This window comes from Corynebacterium sp. zg254, from assembly GCF_024701495.1.
Classification (GTDB): domain Bacteria; phylum Actinomycetota; class Actinomycetes; order Mycobacteriales; family Mycobacteriaceae; genus Corynebacterium; species Corynebacterium zhongnanshanii.
Genome location: NZ_WIAR01000001.1, coordinates 524369 through 549680 on the forward strand (window position 1 = coordinate 524369; position 25312 = coordinate 549680).

General features: G+C 59.1%; 25 protein-coding genes and 1 riboswitch. Of the genes, 8 read left to right on the top strand and 17 right to left on the bottom strand.

Annotated features, from left to right (window positions below; genetic code table 11):
- Position 1: 1 nt before the first annotated feature.
- The 6 genes from dapC to typA all read right to left on the bottom strand — a co-directional run bounded on the left by dapC (position 2) and on the right by typA (position 6809).
- Entirely contained in the window at positions 2-1150 is a 1149-nt protein-coding gene (gene dapC, locus GC425_RS02400; RefSeq protein WP_151843948.1) for a succinyldiaminopimelate transaminase, read from the bottom strand.
- 113 nt (positions 1151-1263) lie between these two features.
- Positions 1264-1587 carry a ferredoxin gene (gene fdxA / locus GC425_RS02405; protein WP_151841852.1) on the bottom strand — a complete coding sequence of 108 codons (324 nt, stop codon included), beginning with the start codon at positions 1585-1587 and terminating at the stop codon, positions 1264-1266.
- Positions 1588-1600: 13 nt separating this feature from the next.
- Positions 1601-2086, bottom strand: coding sequence for a hypothetical protein (locus GC425_RS02410; RefSeq protein WP_151841853.1), 486 nt, complete (start codon positions 2084-2086; stop codon positions 1601-1603).
- Positions 2086-3021: an N-acetyl-1-D-myo-inositol-2-amino-2-deoxy-alpha-D-glucopyranoside deacetylase gene (gene mshB / locus GC425_RS02415; RefSeq protein WP_151843947.1), complete on the bottom strand. Its 936-nt coding sequence runs from the start codon at positions 3019-3021 to the stop codon at positions 2086-2088. The genes GC425_RS02410 and mshB overlap by 1 nt, the downstream gene beginning before the upstream one ends.
- Positions 3005-4831: an ABC transporter substrate-binding protein gene (locus GC425_RS02420; RefSeq protein WP_151843946.1), complete on the bottom strand. Its 1827-nt coding sequence runs from the start codon at positions 4829-4831 to the stop codon at positions 3005-3007. Before GC425_RS02420 ends, mshB begins: the two co-directional genes overlap by 17 nt.
- 61 nt (positions 4832-4892) lie before the next feature.
- The gene (gene typA / locus GC425_RS02425) at positions 4893-6809 is read right to left on the bottom strand and encodes a translational GTPase TypA (protein ID WP_151843945.1); all 1917 of its coding nucleotides are present in this window, start codon (positions 6807-6809) and stop codon (positions 4893-4895) included.
- A gap of 283 nt (positions 6810-7092) precedes the next feature.
- Between typA and GC425_RS02430 the strand changes: the two genes are divergently transcribed.
- Positions 7093-7779, top strand: coding sequence for a hypothetical protein (locus GC425_RS02430; protein ID WP_151843944.1), 687 nt, complete (start codon positions 7093-7095; stop codon positions 7777-7779).
- Between the two features lie 290 nt (positions 7780-8069).
- Here the strand turns inward: GC425_RS02430 and GC425_RS02435 are convergent, their stop codons facing one another.
- From GC425_RS02435 to GC425_RS02470, 7 genes are all read right to left on the bottom strand, one after another.
- On the bottom strand, positions 8070-8462 hold the full coding sequence (locus GC425_RS02435) for a hypothetical protein (RefSeq protein ID WP_151843943.1): 393 nt from the start codon (positions 8460-8462) through the stop codon (positions 8070-8072).
- Between the two features lie 3 nt (positions 8463-8465).
- A complete protein-coding gene (locus GC425_RS02440) occupies positions 8466-8846 on the bottom strand; it encodes a hypothetical protein (protein WP_151843942.1) in 381 nt (126 codons plus the stop codon).
- Positions 8847-9490: 644 nt separating this feature from the next.
- Positions 9491-9622, bottom strand: a complete 132-nt coding sequence (locus GC425_RS02450; protein ID WP_257821816.1) for a hypothetical protein — start codon at positions 9620-9622, stop codon at positions 9491-9493.
- Between the two features lie 120 nt (positions 9623-9742).
- The gene (locus GC425_RS02455; RefSeq protein ID WP_151843940.1) at positions 9743-10123 is read right to left on the bottom strand and encodes a hypothetical protein; all 381 of its coding nucleotides are present in this window, start codon (positions 10121-10123) and stop codon (positions 9743-9745) included.
- 3 nt (positions 10124-10126) lie between these two features.
- Complete coding sequence (locus GC425_RS02460) at positions 10127-10507, bottom strand: hypothetical protein (RefSeq protein WP_151843939.1); 381 nt, start codon at positions 10505-10507, stop codon at positions 10127-10129.
- Positions 10483-12009, bottom strand: a complete 1527-nt coding sequence (locus GC425_RS02465; protein ID WP_257821818.1) for an LGFP repeat-containing protein — start codon at positions 12007-12009, stop codon at positions 10483-10485. The genes GC425_RS02460 and GC425_RS02465 overlap by 25 nt, the downstream gene beginning before the upstream one ends.
- 168 nt (positions 12010-12177) lie before the next feature.
- Positions 12178-12594, bottom strand: a complete 417-nt coding sequence (locus GC425_RS02470; RefSeq protein ID WP_151843938.1) for a DUF3151 domain-containing protein — start codon at positions 12592-12594, stop codon at positions 12178-12180.
- 244 nt (positions 12595-12838) lie between these two features.
- On the opposite strand from GC425_RS02470, the gene GC425_RS02475 reads away from it, so the two are divergent.
- Positions 12839-13273 (top strand): hypothetical protein, encoded by a 435-nt coding sequence (locus GC425_RS02475; protein ID WP_151843937.1) that lies wholly within the window; start codon positions 12839-12841, stop codon positions 13271-13273.
- A gap of 107 nt (positions 13274-13380) precedes the next feature.
- On the opposite strand, the gene GC425_RS02480 is transcribed toward GC425_RS02475, so the two are convergent.
- Entirely contained in the window at positions 13381-14550 is a 1170-nt protein-coding gene (locus tag GC425_RS02480; RefSeq protein WP_151843936.1) for an acyl-CoA dehydrogenase family protein, read from the bottom strand.
- A gap of 287 nt (positions 14551-14837) precedes the next feature.
- Between GC425_RS02480 and GC425_RS02485 the strand changes: the two genes are divergently transcribed.
- The 4 genes from GC425_RS02485 (at position 14838) to GC425_RS02500 (ending at position 19245) form a co-directional block, all read left to right on the top strand.
- Entirely contained in the window at positions 14838-15461 is a 624-nt protein-coding gene (locus GC425_RS02485) for a DUF4232 domain-containing protein (protein ID WP_151843935.1), read from the top strand.
- 84 nt (positions 15462-15545) lie between these two features.
- Entirely contained in the window at positions 15546-17297 is a 1752-nt protein-coding gene (locus GC425_RS02490; protein WP_151843934.1) for a hypothetical protein, read from the top strand.
- Positions 17298-17360: 63 nt separating this feature from the next.
- Entirely contained in the window at positions 17361-18269 is a 909-nt protein-coding gene (locus GC425_RS02495; protein ID WP_151843933.1) for a DUF808 domain-containing protein, read from the top strand.
- A 100-nt stretch (positions 18270-18369) separates the two neighbouring features.
- Positions 18370-19245, top strand: a complete 876-nt coding sequence (locus GC425_RS02500) for a patatin family protein (RefSeq protein ID WP_151843932.1) — start codon at positions 18370-18372, stop codon at positions 19243-19245.
- A gap of 209 nt (positions 19246-19454) precedes the next feature.
- On the opposite strand, the gene GC425_RS02505 is transcribed toward GC425_RS02500, so the two are convergent.
- From GC425_RS02505 to GC425_RS02515, 3 genes are all read right to left on the bottom strand, one after another.
- Complete coding sequence (locus tag GC425_RS02505; protein ID WP_151841869.1) at positions 19455-20063, bottom strand: hypothetical protein; 609 nt, start codon at positions 20061-20063, stop codon at positions 19455-19457.
- A 798-nt stretch (positions 20064-20861) separates the two neighbouring features.
- Entirely contained in the window at positions 20862-21515 is a 654-nt protein-coding gene (locus tag GC425_RS02510) for a hypothetical protein (protein WP_151843931.1), read from the bottom strand.
- Positions 21516-21611: 96 nt separating this feature from the next.
- Positions 21612-22361, bottom strand: coding sequence for a sulfite exporter TauE/SafE family protein (locus tag GC425_RS02515; protein WP_151843930.1), 750 nt, complete (start codon positions 22359-22361; stop codon positions 21612-21614).
- A gap of 210 nt (positions 22362-22571) precedes the next feature.
- Positions 22572-22686: riboswitch (TPP riboswitch) on the top strand.
- Here GC425_RS02515 and thiC point away from each other — a divergent pair.
- Complete coding sequence (gene thiC / locus GC425_RS02520; protein WP_151843929.1) at positions 22684-24504, top strand: phosphomethylpyrimidine synthase ThiC; 1821 nt, start codon at positions 22684-22686, stop codon at positions 24502-24504. Its footprint overlaps the riboswitch before it by 3 nt.
- Positions 24485-25300, top strand: a complete 816-nt coding sequence (locus GC425_RS02525; protein ID WP_151843928.1) for a thiamine phosphate synthase — start codon at positions 24485-24487, stop codon at positions 25298-25300. Before thiC ends, GC425_RS02525 begins: the two co-directional genes overlap by 20 nt.
- Positions 25301-25312 lie beyond the last annotated feature (12 nt).

The following is a 25312-nucleotide window of genomic DNA, read 5'->3' on the forward strand; positions in this document are numbered from 1 at the left end:
GTTATTTCGACAGCAACGTCGCGATGCGCTGCGCGGCGGCGTCGATCTTCTCGTCCGTGGCAGTCAGGCCAATGCGCACATGCTCCACGCCCGTCGGTCCGTAGAAGTCCCCCGGTGCACATAGCACGCCAATGGCGGCGAGGCGGTCCACCGTCTCCCGGCAATTGCGGCCCTCGGTTGCCCACAGGTACAGGCCACCATCGGAGTAATCGATACTGAAGCCAGCCTGCTCCAGTGCCGCGCGCAACACGGTTCGGCGTTGACGATACAGATCCTTCTGCAGCATCTCGTGGCCATCTTCCTCAAGAGCCGCGATCATCGCCGACTGAATAGGACCGGGGTTCATCAGGCCCGCGTGACGGCGCACCTCCAACAGCTCCTGGATCAGCTGCGTGTCACCGGCCAGCCAGCCTGCACGATAGGACGCCAAGTTGGAAGTCTTCGACAGAGAATGCACCGCGATCAGGTTGGTATGGTCCCCGCCGCACACCTCGGGATCCAGGATAGACACCGGCCGGGTGGAATCCTCTCTGGAGTTGTTGTCGTTCCAGCCGAGACCCAGGTAGCACTCGTCGGACACGATGATCGTGCCGCGCTGACGCGCGAACTCCACCATCTTCTGCAGATGCGCCACCCCCAAGACCTTGCCATGAGGATTCGCCGGGGAATTGATGTAGATCAACGACGGCGTGGACGGCCCCAGCTTCAGCAGCGAGTCACTGCGCACCACGGTCGCCCCGGCGAGCTTCGCTGAGACCTCATAGGTGGGGTATGCCAACTCCGGGATCACCACGGTGTGGCCCTCACCAATGCCCAGCAGAGTCGGCAGCCAGGCGATTGCCTCCTTCGTGCCCACCACCGGCAACACGGCACGCTCCGGGTCCAGGCCCGTCACGCGATAGCGCCGCTCCATCGCACCCACAATCGCCGCGCGCAGCTCCGGGGTACCCTTCGTCTGGGGGTAACCCGGCTGAGCTGCATGCTCACTCAAAGCCAACTGGATGTGCGGAGCTACAGGGTCAACTGGAGTTCCGACCGACAGGTCAACAATCCCGTCCGGGTAAGCCTGCGCCGTTGCCTTTGCCTCCGCCAAGGAATCCCAGGGGAAATCCGGGAGCTGTTGGGCGACGGGGATGCGAGTGGGTGCCATGGTGCGATGTCTGCTTTTCTTGTGTCGTGCTTACACGCAGCTACTGACTCATGCTCAAGTTCTGCGTTCGAAGCTGATCAATAACTGGTCGAGTGCTGCAGCAATTGCTGTTCTTATTCTTCGTTCTGAGGTGGCAGGGCAGCCACCAGCTCAGCGTCAAAGTCCTGTGGGCCCAGCTTGGCCGCGCCACCCGGAGAGCCTAAGTCGTCAAAAAAGGCTGCGTTGGCGTCGTTAAACTCTTCCCACTCCTCCGGAACATCATCCTCATAGAAGATGGCTTCCACAGGACAGACGGGTTCGCAAGCACCACAGTCCACACACTCGTCAGGGTGAATGTACAGGGAGCGCTTCCCCTCGTAGATGCAATCAACGGGGCATTCTTCAACACATGCTCGGTCCATGACGTCAACGCATGGCTGTGCGATGGTGTAAGTCATTATCTCTTCTTTCTCACTTGCTAGTTTGTCGCACTGTGGCAGCGGTTGGCTGTGGGGTGCCCAAATCCGGGAAGCGTGGTCGCAACGGCCACGCTCCTCCAGCCAAACCGGCTATAAATACCAATATAGACCAAACGGTCTGTGGCACTAATTGGTCACCCGTGATACCCACGGTTGGCCACGCAGTCAACGCGATGAAACCGAAGGTCCACAGGAGGAAAGGAATCGCCGCGACCAGCGGATTGTCAGTCCACAGCTTCGCGATCCTCGAAATAGAGCGATTAAAGAAAAACGCGAAGAGTATGGTCCACGGAACAGGTATTCCGGTTCCACCCACGGTAATCCTAGAGCCTACGTACAGGATTTCCACAAACAGACCAAACAGGATCCCGACCGACAGCCAGGATAGCCCCATGATGGTTTCCTTCCGCGTGACATCCCGCCGTGCCTGGGAGCGGGTGGGGTCGCCCCAGTGGGGTTCGCTGGTGTCCTTATGCACTAGAACTCGTCACTTTCTGTCATGAAACCCGTCACCGTCTCGGCCGTCTTGTCCGTCGCAGCCTCGCCCTCGAAGAACCGCTGTGCGTAGTCCCTATCCTCCCCGGGCGCAGTGAACGCCACGGTATAAGCTTCCGTATCCAACAGCGGCTGCACAATCTGGTTGGACAGCGCGAACACCGGCCCATCCACCACCACCTGCGTGGCGTGGTCCGCCATCGCCGCAGCCTTCGCCGCCACGTCCTGGCTGGTGCCATGGATGGTGAAGTCCACCTCGCTGTGGTCCGCCGCGGCCACCTCACCGAAGCGCCAGCCCTCCGGAATCTCGGATCCGCTCACGCCCGCAAGCCCGTCATCGATGGCCTGCCGGTCGCTCACACACCACAGGATCTGGCGTGGTTTCATCACTGCTTCCAGCCGTTCCACCGCGGCGTGCGTCACGCGATGAGCGCGCTTGTGATCCGGGTGGCCGTACCCGCCATCCGTGGCATACGTGATGACGATGTCCGGTCGGAGTTCCTCCAGCAGCTGCGCGAGCTGCTGAACCTCCTCGTCGAAGTTATCCACATGAGCAAACGCCCGCGGATGCTCGATGGACGGCGTTCCCTCCATCCCGGAGTCTCGCCAGCGCCCCACCCCTCCCAGAAATACAGGGCCCGCGTCGATTCCCAGGGACGTCAGGGCCCGCTGGAGCTCGGCAATGCGGTAGCCACCCAGCAGGCCGGTCCCGTCGGGGCGCTGGGCGTCGGTCACTAATCGGGCGAGCTCGTCCCCGATGACCTCGCCTTCCTCCCCCAACGTGCAGGTCACGTTGATGACCTTCGCGCCCAGCCGCACGGCTTTGGCGAGGGCGAGGCCGGTCCAGATGGCTTCGTCGTCGGGGTGCGCGTGAACGGCGACGATGGTGGGTGTGCTGCCGTTATCCGTGCCTGTCATGATTCTCCTTCGTGTCAGCCAGCGGGTCGATCGTCCACTGATGCGCCGTGGCGAAGATTCCCGCGCTGGAGGTGATCGGCCACTCCGCCAACTCGTTGGTGGGGCCTTGCAACACCTTCGCCCGCGCCACGCTACTGCGGCTGCCCAGCAGGGGCTGCACGACTGCTTGCTCGGCGATGAGCGTGTTCAGCTCTTCACGGGAGCCGCGCAGGTCCTCGTCCCCGGCCTCGAGCTTGGCGAGCAGGGCGTTGATGTCGTTGTCACACAGCGCGGACACGTTGCCTCCGCCGAGTGGCACGTCTCCCTCCTGCACCGGCGGCAGCGACGTGGCACGTGAGGTGCTGTCCTGCCCGTGTGATGGATGTGCGTGCTCGCCCTGTGATTCGGAGTGATCGTCTAATTTTTCCGACGACGCCGCAGCGTGCGGCTCCTCAGCATTCTTCCCCTTTCCAGATTTGCATTGGAATTGGGATACATAGTCCCCTAAATCAGAGGGAGAATACTGCCACAACACAATTGCATCGGGCGCATCCTTCGTGGATGTTCGGGAAAATAATTCCACTGAGTCCTGCTGCACGGCGCGCGCCGGAATGCCCGCCTGGCTCAGCTGGTCCGCGGCCGTGCGGGCGGCCACCACTGCCTTCTGGTCTTCCTGCGGAGCCGCGATCACCAGCGGTTCGTCGGCGGTGAAGTGCGCGCGCTTCGGGGCGTGAGAGGCACTCGGCGAGACCTGCCACTCAGGCCGTTCGGCGTCCATATCCTGTGCCACGATCTGCCCGATTTCCCGGGCGCGAATGCTGCTGAGGATGTGTGCTCGGGCGGAGCTGGTGGTGAGTCCCGGTTTCTGGGAGTTTAAGACCAGGTTGAGCTGCACCGGACGCACCAGGCTGCGCTGCTGCACGTCTTTCAGCTGGTTCAGCGTGAGCTGCGTTGTGGATTCAGACTGTTGGACCAGCATGTTGATCTGCTTGGTGCGCAGCATCTGCGCGCCGGTGTTGATATCGGGAACGCTGGTGAACAGGATGCGATCCGTCGCAGCCGGTTCCTCACCCCAGTACCGGTCATTGCGTTGGAGTTCTACGAACCCGCGCCCGGCGTCGATATGTTTCAACGCGTAAGCACCACCGGAAGCGGCTGAGGCCTCCCGCATCATTTCGGCAAAGGGGCGATTTTCCCCGCGGTAAATATGGCTAGGCAATAAGTGGTGGAAAAGGCGTTTCCAGGAGGTAAATGGCTGATCGAACACCACCGTGAAATGCGTGGAGGACACGCTGGTTTCGATGGTTTTAATGTGCTGATACAGGCCGGATTCCGCCGCCGCGGGTTCTTCGGCTAGTTCCTCGGCCAAATACTGGAAATCACTGACTGTAATCGGCGTGCCATCGGACCACTGCGCCGCCGAGGTCAGCGTGTAGGTCACGCGGGTGGGGGCCTCCTCGTCGTCCGGCTTCACGGACTCCACGAGGTCCTTGTCCATCACCAGGCCCTTCGGGCCGGCGGTGAACACGCTGGGCAGGGTTAGGTCCGAAATGGCGGACACCACCGGATCCAGATTGCCCTTCATGTGAGGATTCAGGTTGCCGGTGAAGGAGTCCACGCCCACGCGGATCACCCGGCGGGCTTCCTCCTGAGCCTTGTGCTCCGCCTTCTCCCTGGCCTCGTTGTTCGTGCGGGCAGATTGGGAGTTCTGCTCGGCCGGCATGCGGTCCTCGACCGTGGGAGCGTCGCTCGGGCGGGCGGAACAGGATGCCAGCACTAGTGCCGCTGCCACAGACGCCGCGAAGGCACGCGCAGTACTACTCTTCGTCACTCCACGTGCCTCCTTGGGTCATTCACCGGCTCACTGTCACCAGTACCATACAGCCCCTACATTAGGACTTGTTGTTGCGCTGCTTCTCGCGGGAGCGTGCACGAGCACGCTCGGTTGCGTTCAGGATGGTCTTGCGGACGCGCAGAACGTTCGGTCCAACCTCCACGCACTCGTCGTTGCCACAGAACTCCAGTGCCTCATCCAAAGACAGGGTGCGGGCCTTGGCCAGGGTGACCGTGGCGTCTGCCGTGGCAGAACGCATGTTGGTGAGCTTCTTTTCCTTCGTGATGTTGATGTCCATATCCTCATCACGGTTGTTCGCACCCACAACCATGCCCTCGTAGGCTTCCATGCCTGGCTCGACGAAGAAGTCGCCGCGGTCAGCCAGCTGCTGGAGTGCATAGGCGGTGATCTGTCCGGAACGGTCAGCCACCAGGGATCCCGTGGGGCGAGACTTAATGGCGCCGGCCCACTCGTCCCAGCCATCGGAGATGGAGTTGGCGATACCTGCGCCACGGGTCTCCGTCAAGAACTGGGTGCGGAAACCGATCAGGCCGCGGGCTGGGATGCGGAACTCCATGCGCACCCAGTCGCCTTCGCGGACATCCATCGTCTGCATCTGACCCTTGCGGGTAGCCAGCAGCTGGGTGATCGCACCCTGGAACTCGGATGGGGAATCCACGGTCAGCATCTCGTACGGCTCCATGGTTTTGCCGTCCACGACCTGCGTCACAACCTGTGGCTTTCCAACGGTCAGCTCAAAGCCTTCGCGGCGCATGTTCTCGATCAGCACGGACAGAGCCATCTCGCCTCGGCCCTGAACCTCCCAGGCATCGGGACGCTCGGTAGGTAGCACCTTGATGGAGACGTTACCGATCAATTCCTGATCCAGGCGGGCCTTCACCATGCGGGCGGTCAGCTTATCGCCGCCGCCCTGGCCTGCCATCGGAGAGGTGTTCACGCCGATAGTCATGGAGATAGCTGGCTCATCGACCTTGATGCGCGGAAGCGGCTGTGGGTCGTCCACGTCGGCAATCGTGTCGCCGATCATGATGTCCGAAATACCGGAGATGGCGACGATGTCACCGGCGATGGCCTCCGTGTCCGGCTGGCGCTCGAAGCCCACGGTGCGCAGCAGCTCTGCAACCTTCACCTGCTTGATGTGCTGTGCGCCGTCTTCGTCGTAGTGGATCCAGGAAACCTGCTGGCCCTTCTTGATCTGTCCGGAGTAGATGCGCAGCAGAGCGATACGGCCCAGGAAGTCGGACGAGTCAAGGTTGGTGACGTGCGCCTGCAGTGGGCCGTCCACGGACGCCGATGGCTCAGGCAGCACGTCGTAAATGACGTCGAAGAGGGCCTGCAGGTCCGCCGCCTCGGGCACGTTGCCGTTGCCTGGATTCTCCGTCGACGCCTTGCCCTCTCGACCGGAGGCGTAGAGCACAGGAAGGTCGAGCAATTCTTCGGCGGCCGCGGCGGCGTCGTCATCTTCCAGGCCTGCCGCGATTTCCAGCAGGAGGTCCTGAGACTCGGTGACAACCTCGTCAATGCGGGCGTCCGGGCGGTCGGTCTTGTTGACGCAAATGATAACCGGCAGCTTGGCTTCGAGGGCTTTGGTCAGCACGAAGCGGGTCTGCGGGAGTGGACCTTCGGAGGCGTCAACCAGCAGAACCACTCCATCCACCATGGAGATGCCGCGCTCAACCTCGCCACCGAAGTCGGCGTGGCCTGGGGTATCAATCACGTTGATAATGAGGTCGCCGCCGTCTTTACCTAGACCCTTGCGGTGAATGGCGGTGTTCTTCGCCAAGATCGTGATACCGCGCTCGCGTTCCTGATCATTGGAGTCCATCACGCGATCCGTGTGCTCACCGTGGTCGCCGAAGGCACCGGATTGTTCCAGCATGCCGTTCACCAGGGTGGTTTTACCGTGGTCAACGTGTGCGACGATGGCAACATTACGGAATTCAGTTCTAGCCAAGATCCCAAATCTTCCTTATGTGGGGGAAAAGTTTAACCACAGCATTCTACCCCCTCACCCCAGGTTCGATCCATTCGACAGGCGGTAGCGCCCTGCGTGTTACTGACATCCGTGCTGGCCAGAGGCTCTTTTGCCCGAATCTATAAAAATTTCTTCGTTGTGATGACATCCGAGGCTAGGGGTGCTAATGTAAGCAAAACGATCATACAGCATGACAGATGTGAACAAAGTGACTAATGTGGTTAATGTTACTCGTGATGTTCACCAATTTGAGAGGTTGACCGTGTCTATCACCAAACGATCTTTTCGCGCCCTTGTGGGCCTCAGCACCGCCTGCGCCCTGGCAGTACCTACGCTGATCGCCCCAGCAACTGCTAACGCACAGGTAGGATCCTTGGATCACCTCGGCCGCCCCAATGCCGAAACCCTGAACGCCATCGAAGAATTCACCAAGAACCCTAACGTTCCACCACAGGTTGGAGCAGCACTCACCAAGCTTGTTGGTTTCTTCCGCGGCGAGGAAGGCAAGGGAGTACCGATCCCTAAGAACGGCCCACACTTCACCCAGTTCGCATGGCCAACTATCTCCCAGAACTGCATCGGCGGCAAGAACAACGCTGTCGGTACCGCAGCAGCGGTCCCGGGTCCAGCAAACCTGCCACTCCCGGGCGTTGCGCCAGGCGAAGTGAACTTCGTGTTCACCGGCCTGGGCACCGGAACCATTGCCAAGGAACAGCACTCCCAGATGAATGTTCACTGGGTCAACATCAACAACGGCAAGCGCGGCGTTACCCCACTGGGCTTCAACGGAATCAACCCAGAAGGCCCCGGCACCGTCAACGGTGCAGCCCAGACCGGCCCCGGCACCGTGCTCGCCTACATTGATGGCGGATTCACCGTGAACAACAAGGATGCAGCTCCAAGCACCTGCAACTTCCTGCCCACCGCCGGAGTTATCCAGGTTCCTTAAACCGCGCAACCCCGGTGGTCAGCTTTAGCTATCAGGAGCGCACACTGCCAAAACAATGAGGTGCCCAGCGTCATATCGACGCTGAGCACCTCATTGCCGATCTCTCACTTTACCGTTCCAGTAGATCTTAAATCCCCGATATTCTTGGTACAGTCTCGCTACCTTGTATCTGGTATTACTCTCGATGGCAGCGCAGATGCGGTCGCCTTCGTCTAACCAGCCATGCTCATCTATTAACTCTTTCCAGGCCTGAGCATATTTCTCAGATGAAACCAAGGGAACATGGGCAATCAGCGCCCATAGCGAGACCGATAGTGAGGACGCCACCTTCCTTTAAGTGCATCATCAACCTGCACACAATCTTCGTATTTTCTATACACTCTAGCTACCCTATAGCCAGTTTCAGATTCTATAATGTCGGAGATTCGATCACCTTCCGCAACCGACTCAAGCACGTCGAAGCCCGTTTCCCATACCTGATGATACTTTTCGAGATACTCAGTATAGAAGTTCTCCTCCCATTGCCTAATCCAATCTTTCAAATCATCCAGAATATTCGGGGCTTTTTCATTACATGCCGCCTGGAAGGCTTTCAATTCCTTTTCCGCAACACCCCAGATCCCATCAGGCTTTACCACATCAGCATAGATAGCAACACAACAACACTTTTCATCAATAAACATATTTCATATTCTAAAAGAAGAGTACCTACTAAGGTAACTAGTAAACCCTAGACGTACTCCATATCCAGTTTCACGTTCCAAATTCTGAGCAATAATAAAACCCTCACGTATCCAGCCATCAAGGTCCAAATCTTCAGAAAAACCCCTCTTATTATTAGAATGATGTCCTTCAACAAACTTTCTATCAGGACCAACATAATTATCAAGCCAGGCCTTGTTCCAATCCCTTAAACGTTGCGTTAATTCTCCAGACAGCCCTAAATACTGAGGTGTTGCAAATCCTGGATTATTTCGCACTTCTTCCTCTGTCTGGCCTCCCCATATTCCCCATTCAACCCCCCATTCGGGATCTAAATTTATCATCGTATCAGGAACTTCCGACATCCGCCCCAATTCCTTCCCTCATCACCTGTAGTGTATGCCGTTCTAATAAGTTTCGTATTAGACCATACTATAACAAAACTTCGCACGCCCGATCATGTATTGTACCTGGCCCTAATATACATTTCTGCGCCTTTGACTCGGCCACCCTAGAGCACAGTATCCTGTGCGAATACACGTCGGCACCAAACGCAACGTAGCAAAACCCAGCCTGGTGTAGACATAAGCAAAATCTGCCACCCACCACTGATCCGGTCCTTCCACAGCTTACGACGCTCAACGACCCGCCGACTAGCAACACACAAGTCATAGAGCCGGTGCGCCTCGTATGCTTGGTCAAGCTTCGCATCGGGAGGGACCAAAACTACAGGTCTGATACCGATAGTAGGTCGCAGGAGAAATATGGTGTTGGTACTCAACTAGGACCTGACACATCTGCTCGATGGAATACAAGGGCCGGTAAGCATAGAGAAACTCCACGACTACTATTGTCGCGCAGTCGAGCTCCGCTTGGACACAAAGCCGACGGCAACCTCAAGATATCGTTGGCCCCTGTCAGCTGTTTGTTTCCATTGCGCAGCCGGGCAATCTCAGCATCCTTGTCCCGCTCGGCAACATCCGAGGAGGCCATTGCTTCCTTCTCAGCATTAAGGATCCAGTTGTTCAGTGTCGCCAAGTTGATAACCAGCATCCCAGCGATCTTGCGGCGCGCCCACCTCAGCAACCACCTCGTAGTGCAAGCACAGCGCACGGATCTTGGCTTCTTGATCAAACCTCATAGCGCCCATTAGCCCCCATTATCCCCTCTTTAGCTCGTAGACTCTCACAACCCTAGGCCCCACATTTTGCATTATTAACAATTGAGCTTGCCTCAAATGTAGCCAGGGAAACCTGAGTAATCAGTACCGATAGCGAGGACGCCACCTTCCATTAAGCGCATCATCAACCTGCACACAATCTTCGTATTTTCTATACACTCTAGCTACCCTATAGCCAGTTTCAGATTCTATAATATCGGAGATTCTATCGCCTTCCGCAATCCACTCAAGCACGTCGAAGCCTGTTTCCCATACCTGATGATACTTTTCGAGATACTCAGTATAGAAGTTCTCCTCCCATTGCCTAATCCAATCTTTCAAATCATCCAGAATATTCGGGTCTTTTTCATTACATGCCGCCCGGAAGGCTTTCAATTCCTTTTCCGCAACGCCCCAGATCCCATCAGGCTTTACCACATCAGGATAGATAGCAACGCAACAACAATTTTCATCAATAAACATATTTCACATTCTAAAAGAAGAGTACCTACTAAGGTAACTAGTAAACCCTAGACGTACTCCATATCCAGTTTCACGTTCCAAATTCTGAGCAATAATAAAACCCTCACGTATCCAGCCATCAAGGTCCAAATCCTCAGAAAAGCCCCTCTTATTATTAGAATGATGTCCTTCAACAAACTTTCTATCAGGACCAACATAATTATCAAGCCAGGCCCTGTTCCAATCTTTTAAACGCTGCGTCAGCCCCGGAGATAATCCAAGGCTTCGAGGGCTTGCAAATTCTTGGCTATTTAGTTCTTCTTCTTTCGTCTGACCTCCCCAGATTCCCCACTCAACTCCCCATTCGGGAGAAAGATTTATCACCTGATCAGACCCTTCCGACATCCGCCCCAATCCCTTCCTTTTCGATCATCTTCAGTAAAAGCTGTTCGGATCAACTTGGTATCTGACCACACAATCACATAACTACGGACCTTTGAATAAGTATTAAACCTTGTGCGTATGTACGTACCCCGCTGACTCTCCCTATCAGAAGGCTCACGAGAGAACAAAGTGTAAGCAACACAAGTCTGAAAGTCCTCCCATATCTGCCTAGTTATAAACTTTTCATCTGGCATATGCTTTTGTGAAATATGGTAAAATCCCCCACAGTCCAGACGCTCACCAGTACGATGAAAAATCGTCAACACCCTGCGATCTTTTTCACCCCAACACTCAAATATCCTATCATAATTATCACCAATCACCTTAAACTCGCCGGGCGTCCGGAATTGCTCTCCAGCAGGAATATACTCCGACAGCTCCGTGTAGGTAGGTGACGGAATCCCTGGAATTTTTATATTTCCTCTCTGAAAAACTTGGCTATCTGCACCGTTGGGATCTCCTTGAATATCGGAAATGGGATAGCCATACGGACCTTTTTCATAGCCACCGGCAGCCCACTGAGCCAAGATAGGACCATACACAGGATGCGCACCAGTCTCTGGCGTCCAGTATATAAATCCCCACACAAACCTACTGTACCGCCCGATACCATCAGGAGTCGGCTTTTCATCCTCAACTGGATAACCCAGCATCTGCCCGGATTCACCTCCTAGCTCAACCCATCGATCAAAGATCCGACCCTCAACCGACGCCAACCCAGCCAACGAACCAAACACATGAGCCCGCTGAAAATCCTGCCGACGACCCACACCATCACCAAGACCATACTCATCACTGACCGGATACCCCATCCGACCAGCCTCCCAACCATTACGCGCCCACACCACAGAAAAATGAGTCGTCACAGCATGCGCACCCGTATCCGGATGCCAATAAATAAACCCATTCACAAACTCACTCCGACGCCCCACACCATCCGGAACACCCAACTCATCCGACTTCGGCCACGTCAAAAAACTCCGCGGCCCACCTAGTTGCTCATACTTCTCCCGAATAGCACCACACACCCTAAAAGGACTCGGCCAATACGTCCGACAATCCTGCCCCACCCCACGAAAACGCACACCCCACCTCTCAGCAGCCTCCTGCACCTCAGCCCGATCCGCCTGCTCCTTCGAAAAACCCCCAGGAACCTCCTCCCGATCAGAACGCATCCCACCAACCACCACCCGAGACTTCGGATCAACAGTAGGAACCCACCCCGCACCAGCATGATTATCAATCACATTATCCCCAAAACCAGCCTCACCAGGCACCAAACCCTCACGATCAGGAGCAGTCACTGTGGTATCTACCCCTTCTAACTCTCCAAGCATGTCTCCAACCAGAGTGCTTTCATCTTTCATATCCTGCGCCTGGGATGCAGGAACCGTCGCTAGAACCGTCCCGGCGGCAAAGACCAGACTGAGAAATTTCATCACAGGACGCATGGCAACCACCATCATAAGAATGTTAGGGAAAGTGAATTAAACACTATCCTACACGAAACGTCTGCTGTGTGGCCAAACTCACAGCTTATCACCCGAATCAGGGTGCACAACACCTTTTCCCTGACCATAGATACTCGAAGAAAAACGTGAGGTCTCGCCCTTCCTCATCGCTGCTCTCAGCTACAGTTTGTCGTCGATAAGAGACTGCACGGACGAGGGGTCGGCGTCGGACAGCATCTGACGGCAGCGGTCGTATTCGGCATCGTCGTCAATCATCTTCGACGCCAACGCCAACGCAGCGATAGCGCGCAACACCCCCTGATTTGGGCGATGGTCGAAAGGCACCGGACCCCAACCCTTCCAACCATGGGCACGCAAACGATCCAAACTACGATGGTAGCCCGTCCGAGCAGCCGCATAGGCAGCAACCCGCTGATCATCGGTCTCGGCACTCCCGATGGCACGCTCAGCAATCGTCGCCCAGACCAAAGGGCTTTCGGGGTGCTTGAGTGCAGTCTCAACGCCAATGTCCGCAGGAATATTCTCTTCGGGAAGCTTCACTGGAGGCGGGGCCATCATATCTTTCATCTCAACCATGGCCCCCATTGTAGGGACTTTCATGGGAAGTATGGGGAGCGCACCCGATGAGTATCCCACCCCAGTGGCGCAGGCCTTAACCTAACTAGTACCTTAATCTTAGATGAAACAAAGCTAAGAAAGCGACGTTATGCGGCCTACCAAACAACCTCTACTTCTCACGCTTCTCCTCAGCACGGGACTATGTATCAGTGCGTGCGGCTCAGACGAAGACTCACCCGAACCGCAGGCACAGTTCTCGGCTGTGAGCACCGATTCGGAAGGTTCGCCGGATTCGAAGGACTCATCCGATTCGGAGCGTGATTCCTCCGAGGACGTGAACCCCACGTCTGAGGCTCCGTCAGAAGAGGCCGAAGCGCCCCAGGAGGACCACGAGGCTTCGGCGCCGAACCCCGTGGGCGAATGCACCACGGAGGCTATGCAGGGCATCGCTCCCATGCCCAATCCGAGTGTCATGGATTGTGATGGCCACATAGCAAGAGTGGGCCAGCCAAACACTGACTGGATCGCAGTCATGGTGTTTAACGGCCGCGATTGGGAACATGTCAAACCCTTCGGCGAGACAACCGGCTTGGGAATGACACAGTCGTGCTATTCCGCAGAGCAATTGGCCAGCGGCTCTGCGTCCATCGTCGACAAAATCCCGAACACTGGGAATAGAGAATGTGTCGCCCGTTGATGTATTGCACAGCAGGCGGCATCTACTGAGAAAGAATCTCACGCAATGGCGCCCCAGAGGGGCGCCCGTCTATGTATCCCGGGCACTAGCCCAGGGTGTCCCGGGCACTAGCCCAGGATCTGGCGGCCCATCACCATGCGGCAGATCTGGTTCGTACCTTCGTAGATCTGGGTGATCTTTGCGTCACGCATCATGCGCTCCAGCGGGAAGTCGCGGGTGAATCCGTAGCCACCCAACAGCTGAACCGCATCCACGGTCACCTGCATGGCCACATCAGAGGCGAAAGCCTTGGAGCCTGCAGCCATCAGGCCCAGCTTCTCTCCGCCCTCTGCAACACCACGCTCAGCATTGGATGCCGCGGTGTAAATCATGAGACGTGCGGCGTCGATCTTCATCTTCATGTCCGCCAACATGAACTGAGTGTTCTGGAAGTCGGCGATGGCCTTACCGAACTGCTTACGCTCCTTGACGTACTTCACGGCCTCGTCGAACGCACCCTGGGCGATACCCAGCGCCTGCGCGCCGATCGTTGGACGGGTGTGGTCCAAGGTCTGCAGGGCGGTCTTGAAACCGGTTCCCTCCTCACCGATCATGCGTGACGCAGGAACGCAGCAATCCTCGAAGAGCAGCTCAGCCGTGGGGGACCCCTTTATGCCCAGCTTGTGCTCGTAGCCAGACACGGAGAATCCTGGATCATCCTTGTGCACCATGAACGCGGAGATTCCGCGGGCGCCAGCCTCCGGATCCGTCACGGCCATCACGGTGTACCAGGTGGACTTTCCACCATTGGTGATGAAGCACTTGGAGCCGTTGATGACCCACTCGTCACCCTCGCGCACAGCGCGGGTCTTCATGGAAGCAGCGTCGGATCCTGCCTCACGCTCGGTCAGGGCGTAGGAAGCCATCGCACCCTGGGCGATGTCACCCAGCACTTCCTTCTTCAGCTCCTCGGAGCCGTTCAGGATCAGGCCCATCGTACCCAGCTTGTTCACCGCGGGGATCAGGGAGGAGGAGGCACACACGCGCGCAACTTCTTCAATAACAATGACAGCCGCCAGGGAATCGCCACCCTGACCACCAAACTCCTCGGGAACGTGCAACGCATTGAAGCCCGCAGCATTCAAGGCATCCAGGGCCTCCTGTGGGAAACGCTCGTTTTCATCCACGTCCTTCGCATGAGGAGCAATCTCGCTCTCAGCGAGATCGCGGATGGCTGCACGTAGCTCCAGGTACTCCTCTGGAAGCTGAAAAAGATCGAAATCTGGGTTAAATCCCATGCCTGTGTATTCCCTTCGAATAGTGGCGACTGAGTTCTTCGTACACATGTTATCTGTTTCCGCCTGTCGACGGCAGAAGCCCTAGAGCGTTCTGGGGGTAGCAAGTGGCGGATTGGCACGAACGCGCTGCCAATCCTGCACCACATCGCCGCCATCCCGCCCCTTTCCCCACCCTCATAAGAGCTGTACATCAGCTACTGATTACAATTCGGACACAATCTGCCTCTGTGGCTCCATATTTCGACTTATCACTTTCATGTTCCACCTCTTCCAGATACTTTAGGGGCATGACTTTCCACTCACCCCGTCTGAACGAGCGCTCCCAGGCTCGCCGTCACGGCCGTAGCGCAGCAGTTGTTCTTGTGGCCTCCGCCGCCCTCGGGCTCACTGGGTGTGCAGAAAACAACACCACCAACGAAGCTGAGTTCTCCAGCGCCGCAACCCGCCAGGAAACCCAGGCCGAACCCACTGGAGACGCGCCACGCACGTCGCAATGCAAAACCTCCAACTTGGAATTGAGCGTTGCCAACCTCCAAGGCGCAGCCGGCTCCAAAGACTTCGACATTGTCTTTAAAAACATTGGCGACGACCAGTGCACCCTGGAAGGCTACCCAGGAGTATCCCTGGTGACCGACAACAACGGAACCCAGCTGGGCGAGGCCGCCGAACGTGAGAACGGCGTGAAGCCCAAGCCCGTCACCCTCGCGCCGGACGCCACCGCCACCGCAGCCGTGAGCCTCACCAACGCCGGTGCCCTCCCTCCCCACGAATGCCAGCCCACGCTCGCCGACGGACTGCGCGTGTACCCGCCCAACGAAACCGCCTCCGCATTCATCAAGGTCAATGACCTGGAAGGATGCCACGGCAAAGAGAAGCTCCTCAAGGTACTCCCCGTAACGTCTGACGCTTAATCGGCGCATAAATCACCGCACGCTACACAGCACAAAACTCCAAAAGTGGAACACTCTGCACCCGTGCCAGGTAGGGTAACCACCATGCTTGGGATCCTCGTGTTCGCGCTGTGTGCCCGCGTCCTCCAGCTGAGCCAACGAACCCTCTACTGGGACGACCTGGTCATCCCCGCACACTTCAGCCCCTTAAGCCTCACCGGCGAACACTCCCTGTTCAGGCTCTACGACGGCCACCTCATGCCCGCCTCCGCGCTGGTCCAAGTCCTCGTCCACAACGCCGCACCCCTGGCGTGGTGGCTCCCTGCCCTCATCATCGTGGCACTCACGCTCGCCAGCGCACTCGCCTGGATCCCCGTGGTGCGCCTGCTGCTCCCACACCACCCCCACACGCAGAGCCTGACCTTCGCAGCACTAGTGTTCTCCCCCTTCCTCATGGACGCCGCCGGCTGGTGGTCCGCCGCCCTCAACGCCTACGCCTGGCAGCTCTGTGCCGCGGGCATGCTGTGGGCTCTCCTCGTGCCGCCGTCACCTCGCGCAGCATCCCCTGCAACAACCCGCACATCAACCCGTGCGACAACCCGGCGCTGGCTACTCCCCCTCCTTATCTTGCTCGCCGGCCTGCTCTTCACTGAGAAATGCCTCACCATCGTCCCACTGATCGCAGCGGTGCTCCTCCTGCGCCGCACACCGCGCGCGCAGCTCCTCCCCCTCGGTCCAGCCTGCGCACTCTGGGCAGGCTGGATCGCGCTCTACGCCACCCTCTCCCACACCGCCGAACACTACGCGCACCCTTCCGGCCTCATGGCGGCCCTGCCGGACGCACTCACCCAAGCCATCCTCACCGGCACACTCGGCGGACCCTGGGGCTGGGAACGCTGGACACCCGCGAAAGCCTACGCAGCCACCCCCTTCATCCTCAGCGCGCTGTCCGTCATCGCAATCCTCGCAGCGCTGTTCCTTCTTCTTCGCCGCTCTCCTCACCCCCGCCGCACACTCTGCGCCCTCGGCATCTCCCTTGCCTACCTCGCTACCCTGCTGTGGCTGCTGCACAGCACCCGCGACAGCGAGCACACCTCCGGCGTACTCCTGCGCAGCATGCACTACTATGCCGACTGGTGGACAGCCACGATTATTCTGCTGGCTGCAACGAGCGCGCGCCCGGCGTCGAATATAAAAAACAACGTGCGCACCGCCATCATCACCACCCTGCTGATCGTCTCCTCCACCCTCTCCCTGGCCACCTGGACATGGGCGTGGAAGGACGACCCCACCCGCGACTACCTCGCCAACCTCCGCGCATCCATCCGCGAACACCCGCAACCCATGCTGCAACAACAGGCGCCGCTGAACATCCTCCTGCCCGTACTGCACCCCTACAACCTGATCGGCAACATCACCGGCCATGGCTCTACCGACGCCACCGACCGCCCCACCATGATCGACGACCACGGGCGGCTCACCGAAGGGCGCGTCGGCGGATTCTCCCGCACGAGCCCCGGCAACGAACCCGGCTGCGGCACACGCATCTACGCCGGACACAGCGGCTTCATCCACATCGACAACGACCTCCCCTTCGGCGAATGGACATGGGAACTCAACGCCGCCGCCACTCACCCGCACACGACCGTCACCCTGACCACGCCTAACGGACTGGAAACATTATCCGACGCCGAAGCGCGCGCCAGCCACGCCTCCATCGGAACCGAGCTCGCCACGCAATGGGTCAGAGTCTCCGGCGGAGGAGGGTTAATCAGAATCGACGTGCACAATCCAGCGCCAGACGCCAGCGTGTGCATCGGCGCCGGCGCGGTCGGGCCGCTCATTCTGGCAGAATAGGTGAGCACGCACGACGTCTAGGAGAACAGTAGACAAGACGTCACACACCAACCGGGAGACAACATGGCAGGTGGTCTGGTAGCGCTACTCGACGACGTAGCACTCATCGCACGAACCGCAGCAGCAAACATCGACGACGTCAGCGCCATGGCTGGAAAAACCACAGCCAAAACAGTCGGCGTGGTGGTAGACGACGCCGCCGTCACACCCAAATTCGTCGACGGAGTATCCCCCGCCCGGGAAATCCCCATCATCTGGCGCATCGCCAAAGGCAGCCTGGTCAACAAACTGCTGATCATTCTGCCCATCGCGCTGCTTCTGTCCTCCTTCGCGCCGTGGGCGCTCACCCCGCTGCTCATGTGCGGAGGGCTCTACCTGGCCTTCGAAGGGGCGGAGAAAATCGTGGAGCTCTTCGGCGGCGGCCACACTGAGAGCCATGAAGAAAAGGCCAAGGATGAAGACTCCCTGGTCAAAAGCGCGGTGATGACCGACTTCATCCTCTCCGCGGAGATCATGGTGATCTCCTTGAACGAGGTGGCCGACCAGAGCCTCGGCATGCGCGCCGCCGTCCTGGCGATCGTGGGATTGATCGTCACGCTGGGCGTGTACGGCGTGGTTGGTCTGCTGGTGAAGATGGACGACATTGGACTGCACCTCGCCCGACAGGACCGGGGTGGACTTCAAAAGTTCGGGCAAGGCATGGTAAACGCCATGCCGAAGATCCTGGCCACCATCGGAGTGATCGGAACCTTCGCCATGCTGTGGGTAGGAGGCCACATTCTGCTGGTCGGCACCGACGAGCTGGGCTGGCATTGGCCGTACCACACCGTGCACCACATCGTGGAGAGCATCCACCACCTGGGCTCGGTGGTGCAATGGATCGTCGAGACCTTCTTCTCCATGATCTTCGGACTTGTTGCAGGATTTATCATTGTGGGGATAATCCATCTTCTCCCCGGGAAGAAGCATTAAAGCACTGGACCACTCGACCACGAGATCGCTAGATCGCTAGATCGCTAGACCATTGGGCACTAGACCACGAGGTACTAGACCATTAGACACGGAGGATCCCATGATTGATGCCACCAACGTCGCACTCGTCTTCGAAGGCGGAGGCATGCGCAACGCCTACACCGCAGGCTGTATCGACCGGCTCCTTGCCGAAGACGTAAAGTTCGGCTGGGTCGGCGGTATTTCCGCCGGTGCGACCCACACCGTCAACTTCCTGTCCAGATCCAGGGAACGCAACCGCAAGAGCTTTGTGGAACTCGGCGCGGACCCCTCCACCGGTGGTGTGAAGTCCTTCCTCCGCGGCACCGGATACTTCAACGCCGAATACATCTACGAGCAAATTGGCCTGCCCGACGAAGCGCTGCCCTACGATTTCGAGACCTTCGCCGCAAGCGACACCCCCTTGCGCATCGCGGCCATGAACGCCCGCACGGGAGAGACCATCAATTGGAGCCGCGAGGACATGGACACCATGCCCAAGCTCATGAAGAGAGTACGGGCAAGCTCCACGTTGCCGGGGCTCATGCCCGTCCCCGAGTTCGACGGAGAGGAATACGTGGATGGCGCCCTGGGAGAATCCGGCGGATTGATCACCCAAGCTGCCCTGGACGACGGCTTCGAGAAGCTGCTCATCTTGCGCACCCGGCCTCGCGGTTATGAGAGGAAACCTCCCCGGAGCCCGCAGATGATCCGGCGGCTGCTGCGCAACCGTCCCGTGGTGGCGGAGGCGATGATCACGCGCCACGAGCGCTACAACGCGTCGGTGGCTCTGATCGACAAGTTGGAAGCCGAGGGCAAGGCGCACGTGTTCTATCCCAACCGCATGAAGATCGCGAATACCGAGCGCAACTTCGACCGCCTGGAGCAGGCCTTCAATTACGGTGTGGTGCAGACGCTGAACGAGTGGGACGACTGGATGCGGTTCATCGAGTCCTAGCGCGGCAAAAGCGCGCCTAGGCAGCCTGTCCCGCCACCCGGCGCGCTGCCCGGCGCGGCGGCGCCCATGAGGCGCGGCCTTGAAGCTCAGTGGCACAACCATAGGATTATTTCGCACTTGGAAAATGCCGACCTGGGAAAACACCCCCAGACATGCCACAAAATCCTATGGTTGTGCCACGAGCCTTGCCAAAACCTCCGACCGAAACACTATCGCCTTCTTCTCCGCGGCTTCCGCCAAGCAAGTTCACCGCCTCCGATAACGAAGCGCTTTGGTTCACACAGCCCCTTCCGGCTTTCTAGTGCGCTGCGAATGTCCCTCACTCCCAGCCCGTTCCTGAAACTCTGCCGTTCAACGCGAATCACACAGATTCCTAGGTTCTCCAGGTACGTCTGTCTGCGCCGTTCTTCAAGAAGCACCTCCTGCAGGGACTTTTGGGAGTATTGCCCGCGGTACTTCCCCTCACCGTCGTATTCGACCGCCACTTGTTCCTCCTCAAATAAGTAGTCGGCACGCGCCACAAAAAGCCCATTGTCGGCACGGCAAATGACCGCTTGCTGCAGCGGCGCTGGAAGGCCTTCCTCCCACATCTGAACTTTGAGCTCTGATTCACGAGGGCTCTCTGACTTGCTGCTCACAAGACCAGAAAGGTGCTGAGCTCGTTTAATCCCCGAGCATCCCCTCGCATCACCGAGTGCGGCTTCGAGTTCACTCCGCTTTAACAATCCTCTTTTCAATGCGTAGTCCCCCATCACCACAGCAGCTTCTAGCGATTCCCACCTGGCGACATCCACAATCGTATGCGCCACTGAAGTCACGCGGATTTCTCCCCAGACTGTTGCCACGGGAATCGCATGATGGACCGCCCCAGCGCACAATTTCCGATCGACGGACCTGCCATGGACTTTTCGTTTAGGGACTAGGTATCCAAGGTTTACTCGCTCGGGTTCTTCTGAATAGCTCATAGGTAGGCCCAGTAGGTGCGCTGCACTGAGTCCACAGACAATCGCCTGAGGATTGCAGATGCGTTCTGCTGCAATCACCAGTGTCTTACGATCACGATCATCTAGATGTCGGATTTTATCTCTTTCTAGGTACACCCCTCGGGCATAGCGGTGGAATCCCAGCTGTGCTGCATGCTTGGTGAATCTATTGCGCTCGTCCGCAGCCAGATCTCTCAGCGCAATGATGTGCGGTATCGCCTGATCGCGTCGTTCGTGCGGCGGGGTGACTGACCTGCGGCTTTCCCCATGTACTGACATGACATCCCCCTAGTGTGCCTACATCGCGTGTTGGTCAGATTCTTTTCTCCCTATATAAGACTTCCGTAAGCCGAAAAAGGTTCACTTTTTCTTGGAATCGTGTGGAGGGAACCGGGGAGGATGAGTCGACGGGGGCTCCCCAGCTTGAAGACGCAGCTGTCTCCGCAGTCGATGTGGCGACGATGGCACAACCATAGGATTATTTCGCACGTGGAAAATGCCGACCTGGGGAAACGCATCAGCACATGCCACAAAATCCTATGGTTGTGCCGGTACCTCCTACACCGAGCCCAGTAGCAGGCGTAACGACCGGCACTACGTCCCGGTACAGCGTGCTAGCACCACCCGGCGCGGCTACAGCATCACCACACCCAGCACGATCAGCACCACGCCGATGGCATAGCCCGCATACGCCGTCGCCAGGTCCTGCCGCGCCCTCATGGCCACCAGCATCTGCCCGAACGAGCTCTCCGGCGCCCTGACAGCCAGCCCCACCAGCACCGCGCTGATGGCCGGCAGGCTTAGCGCCAGCGACGCGTACAGAAACAGCCCAAGGTACGTCACGACCAGCGGAAAGCCCGCCGTAGAGAGAAACGCCAGCCCCACGAAGAAGGGTATCGACGTCGCCGATTGAATCAGCCCGAGCCCCATCCCCACCAGGAACGTGCGCAGCGATGCCTGCCTCAGTGGTGCGGCAAGTTTATCGACCATGGCTGAGGAGTCTCCCCCGCGCATCGTAGCCACGATGCTCAGCAGCCCCACCGCGATCAGCAGAATGCCGACCCACGGCGATTCCAGCACGCTCCGCACCAGGTCGCCAATCCCGCCGAAGATGACCATCGTGATGAAGGACAGCAGCAGCACGCCGAACCAGTCGCCCACCACCAGCACGGCCGCGATTTTTCGGTATGCGCGCACGGTGGGGTGCATGATGCCCAGTGCGAACAGCACGCCGATGAGCAGCAGGTTCACGGAGTCTAGCAGCGCAAAGCTGAGCGCGTGTAGCATCTCTTTCTCCTTTATATTCGACGCCCAGCGTTCTCCTCCCGAGGCGTGAGCATTAGTGTTCTACCCTACTGGTCGGGCGGTGCGCTGCGCGACTGTTTAGAGGGCGAGGAGGCCTCGGACGAGCACGCTGAAGGCTCCGGCGAAGGCGAGAATGAAGGCGAGTCGCCGTGCGGTCTCTCTGTTGATCCGCGTGGCCAGGCGTGAGCCCAGTGCGATGGCCAGGATCATGGCGACGATGCAGGCGGGCCAGATGGCCCAAGGCACCGCTCCGAGTGATGCTGCACCGGTGAGTTCTTTGACCAGGAAGCTTAAGCCGCCCGAGATGGCGAAGAGCGGTTGGAGCGTGGAGGCAAGCCGCATGTGGTCCCATTTTGCGGCTTGGGCGTACACCGTGATGACGGGCCCGGCGACTCCCGCCAGGGTGTTGGTGAAACCGGCGATCGCTCCCGTGACCAGGGCCGGGGCGGTGCCGTTGACCGGCGGGACGTATCGCTTCCCGAAGATCACGATCAGCAGAGCCACTGCGATGGCTGCTCCCACCACCACTTGAAGGGCGGGGATGGAGATTCCCCGGATGAGCAGCGAGCCGCACAGTGAGCCGATCACCATGACGGATCCCATGCGCCGGACCATGGCCCAGTCGATTCCGCGGCGCATGCTCCAGGAATTCATCACGGCATTGATGCACGCAAGCACGTTGACCAGCAAAATCCCTTGCACGGGTCCGATGATGACGCTGAGCAACGGCGCGGAGATCAGCCCCATGCCCATTCCACCGATGCGTTGCATGGTCGAGCCGATGAAGATCGCGCATGCGACGGTGATGATGAGCAGTGCTCCGCTCATAGGTTCTTACTCCTCGTCAGTGGTCTAAGGCATGGGTAATCATGCACCAGGTGGACATTCTCTCATGCCGCGGCCACCGTGCGCGGCAAGCATTCCACCCCTGCCTCAAGCCCACCGCCTATGCCGCGCCTCTCGCGATCGGTTACATTGGAAGGGCGATATGTGAAATATCCACAACTGAAAAACTCCACAACTGAATACTTGTGCACAAATCCACCCCACGGGGGCCCGGAGGAACCGGGCTGAGATGGCAGCTGATACCGCGCTACAACCGTCCGAACCTGTCTGGTTAGAACCAGCGAAGGAAGAGAGGTGCAGCACGATGGCTGCTGCAACACACCCAAATTCAGATAACTCCACGCCACGCAACGGCGCCCAGGAGACCCGCCCCAGCGCCGGCGAGATCCACCCCAAGCACTCCTACGCTCCCATCTGTGAGCACGGGCTGGAAGTCCCAGAGACCGCCATCGAATTGGACGACTCTCCCACCGGCCCTAACGAACCCTTCCGCGTCTACCGCACCCGCGGACCCGAGGCAGATTCCCACGTGGGACTCCCGCCGCTACGTCAGGACTGGATCCTCGAACGAGGCGACGTGGAAGCCTACGACGGACGCGAGCGCAACCTCGCCGACGACGGCCGCGGCGCGGAGCGACGCGGCGAAGCGTCCAAAGAATGGCGCGGAGAAAAAAGGAAGCCGCTGCGGGCGCAGGCTGGGCGTCGGGTGACTCAGATGGCCTACGCACGCGCCGGAATCATCACCAAGGAGATGGAGTTCGTCGCCCTGCGTGAGCACTGCGAGCCAGAGTTCGTACGCAGCGAAATAGCCCGCGGACGTGCGATTATCCCCAACAACATCAACCACCCGGAATCCGAACCGATGATCATCGGCCGGAAGTTCCTCACCAAAATCAACGCCAACATCGGCAACTCCGCCGTCACCAGCTCCATCGACGAAGAAGTATCCAAGCTGCAGTGGGCCACCCGCTGGGGCGCAGACACCGTCATGGACCTGTCCACCGGCGATGACATCCACACCACCCGCGAATGGATCATCCGCAACTCCCCCGTCCCGATCGGAACCGTGCCGATCTACCAGGCACTGGAGAAGGTCAACGGTGTAGCAGAGGACCTGACCTGGGACATCTTCCGCGACACGGTGATTGAACAATGTGAGCAGGGCGTGGACTACATGACCATCCACGCCGGAGTTCTGCTGCCCTACGTCCCGCTGACGTCCCAACGCGTCACGGGCATCGTCTCCCGCGGTGGATCCATCATGGCCGGCTGGTGCCTCGCCCACCACAAGGAATCCTTCCTGTACGAGAACTTCGACGAGCTCTGCGAGATCTTCTCCCACTACGACGTGGCGTTCTCCCTGGGCGATGGCCTCCGTCCCGGCTCCCTGGCCGACGCGAATGACACGGCACAGTTCGCCGAGCTCAAGACCATTGGTGAGCTCACCAAACGCGCCTGGGAATACGACGTGCAGGTCATGGTGGAAGGCCCGGGCCACGTGCCACTGAACATGGTGCAGGCCAACAACGAGCTGGAGCAGGACTGGTGCCACGACGCGCCGTTCTACACGCTGGGCCCCCTGGTGACGGATATCGCGCCGGGATACGACCACATCACCTCTGCGATCGGCGCCGCGCACATCGCCATGGGCGGCACGGCCATGCTGTGCTACGTCACGCCGAAAGAGCACCTGGGCCTGCCGAACCGCGACGACGTGAAGACCGGTGTGATCACCTACAAGCTCGCCGCGCACGCCGCCGACGTGGCCAAGGGGCACCCTGGTGCCCGGGCGTGGGACGACGCCATGAGTAAAGCCCGCTTTGAATTCCGCTGGCACGACCAGTTCGCACTGTCCTTGGATCCCGAAACCGCCGAGGCGTACCATGACGAGACGCTGCCGGCGGAGCCTGCCAAGACCGCGCACTTCTGCTCCATGTGTGGCCCGAAGTTCTGCTCGATGCGCATCAGTCAGGATATTCGGGACACCTTCGGTGCGGACCTGGGCATGCCGGGTGTAGGTTCTCCTGTGGATCCCGAAGTGCGCGAGGCTGCCGCTGGGGAACAGACCATGGCGAAGAAGTTTAAGGAGCAAGGATCCGACATTTATGTCGAAGAGCAACAATGACGAGGGCGTGCCTCGAGATAGTCAGGCCCGGCACGGCTGTGGCTCGGACGTGACACGGTTGGCTGCGGGGTACTCTGTGGCAAAGCCCGCGGTGGACTACACCGCCTACTTCGTGACCGGCGCCGGCGATCCGCGCACCATCGTGGACCGGGCAACGGCTGCGGCTCGTGGCGGCGCCGGCGTGATCCAGGTACGTTCCAAGCCGATCAGCGCGCGGGAGCTGTTTCAGCTGGGTGCTGCCGTGGCCGAGGCTGTCGCTGAGGTGGCTCCCGGGGCGGCGTCCCCCGCCGGAGCAGGCGCCGAAGCCCCCTCCCCCCGCGTCCTCATCGACGACCGCGTGGACATCGCGCTGGCGCTGCGCGCCCAAGGGTTTCCCATCCATGGTGTGCACGTAGGACAAGACGATCTGCCCGTCACCGCGGTGCGCCAGCTCCTCGGTCCGGACGCGATCATCGGCCTCACTACCGGCACCCTGGACCTGGTCCATGCGGCGAACGAGCACGCCGACGTGCTGGACTACATCGGCTGCGGCCCCTTCCGGGACACCCCCACCAAACGCTCCGGTCGCACGCCCCTGGGACTAGCGGGCTATCCCCCGATCGTTCGGGCGTCCGCCGTGCCCGTGGTCGCCATTGGTGACGTGACTGCCGACGACGCCGCGGATCTCGCCACCACCGGCGTGGCTGGTGTGGCCGTGGTTCGAGGCATCATGAATGCCGAGGATCCCGAGAACTATGTTCGCACCCTGCGCAGCAACTTCCGCGCCGGGCAGCGGTCTGTTACCCAGAGTCGCTAAGATCGGCAATCA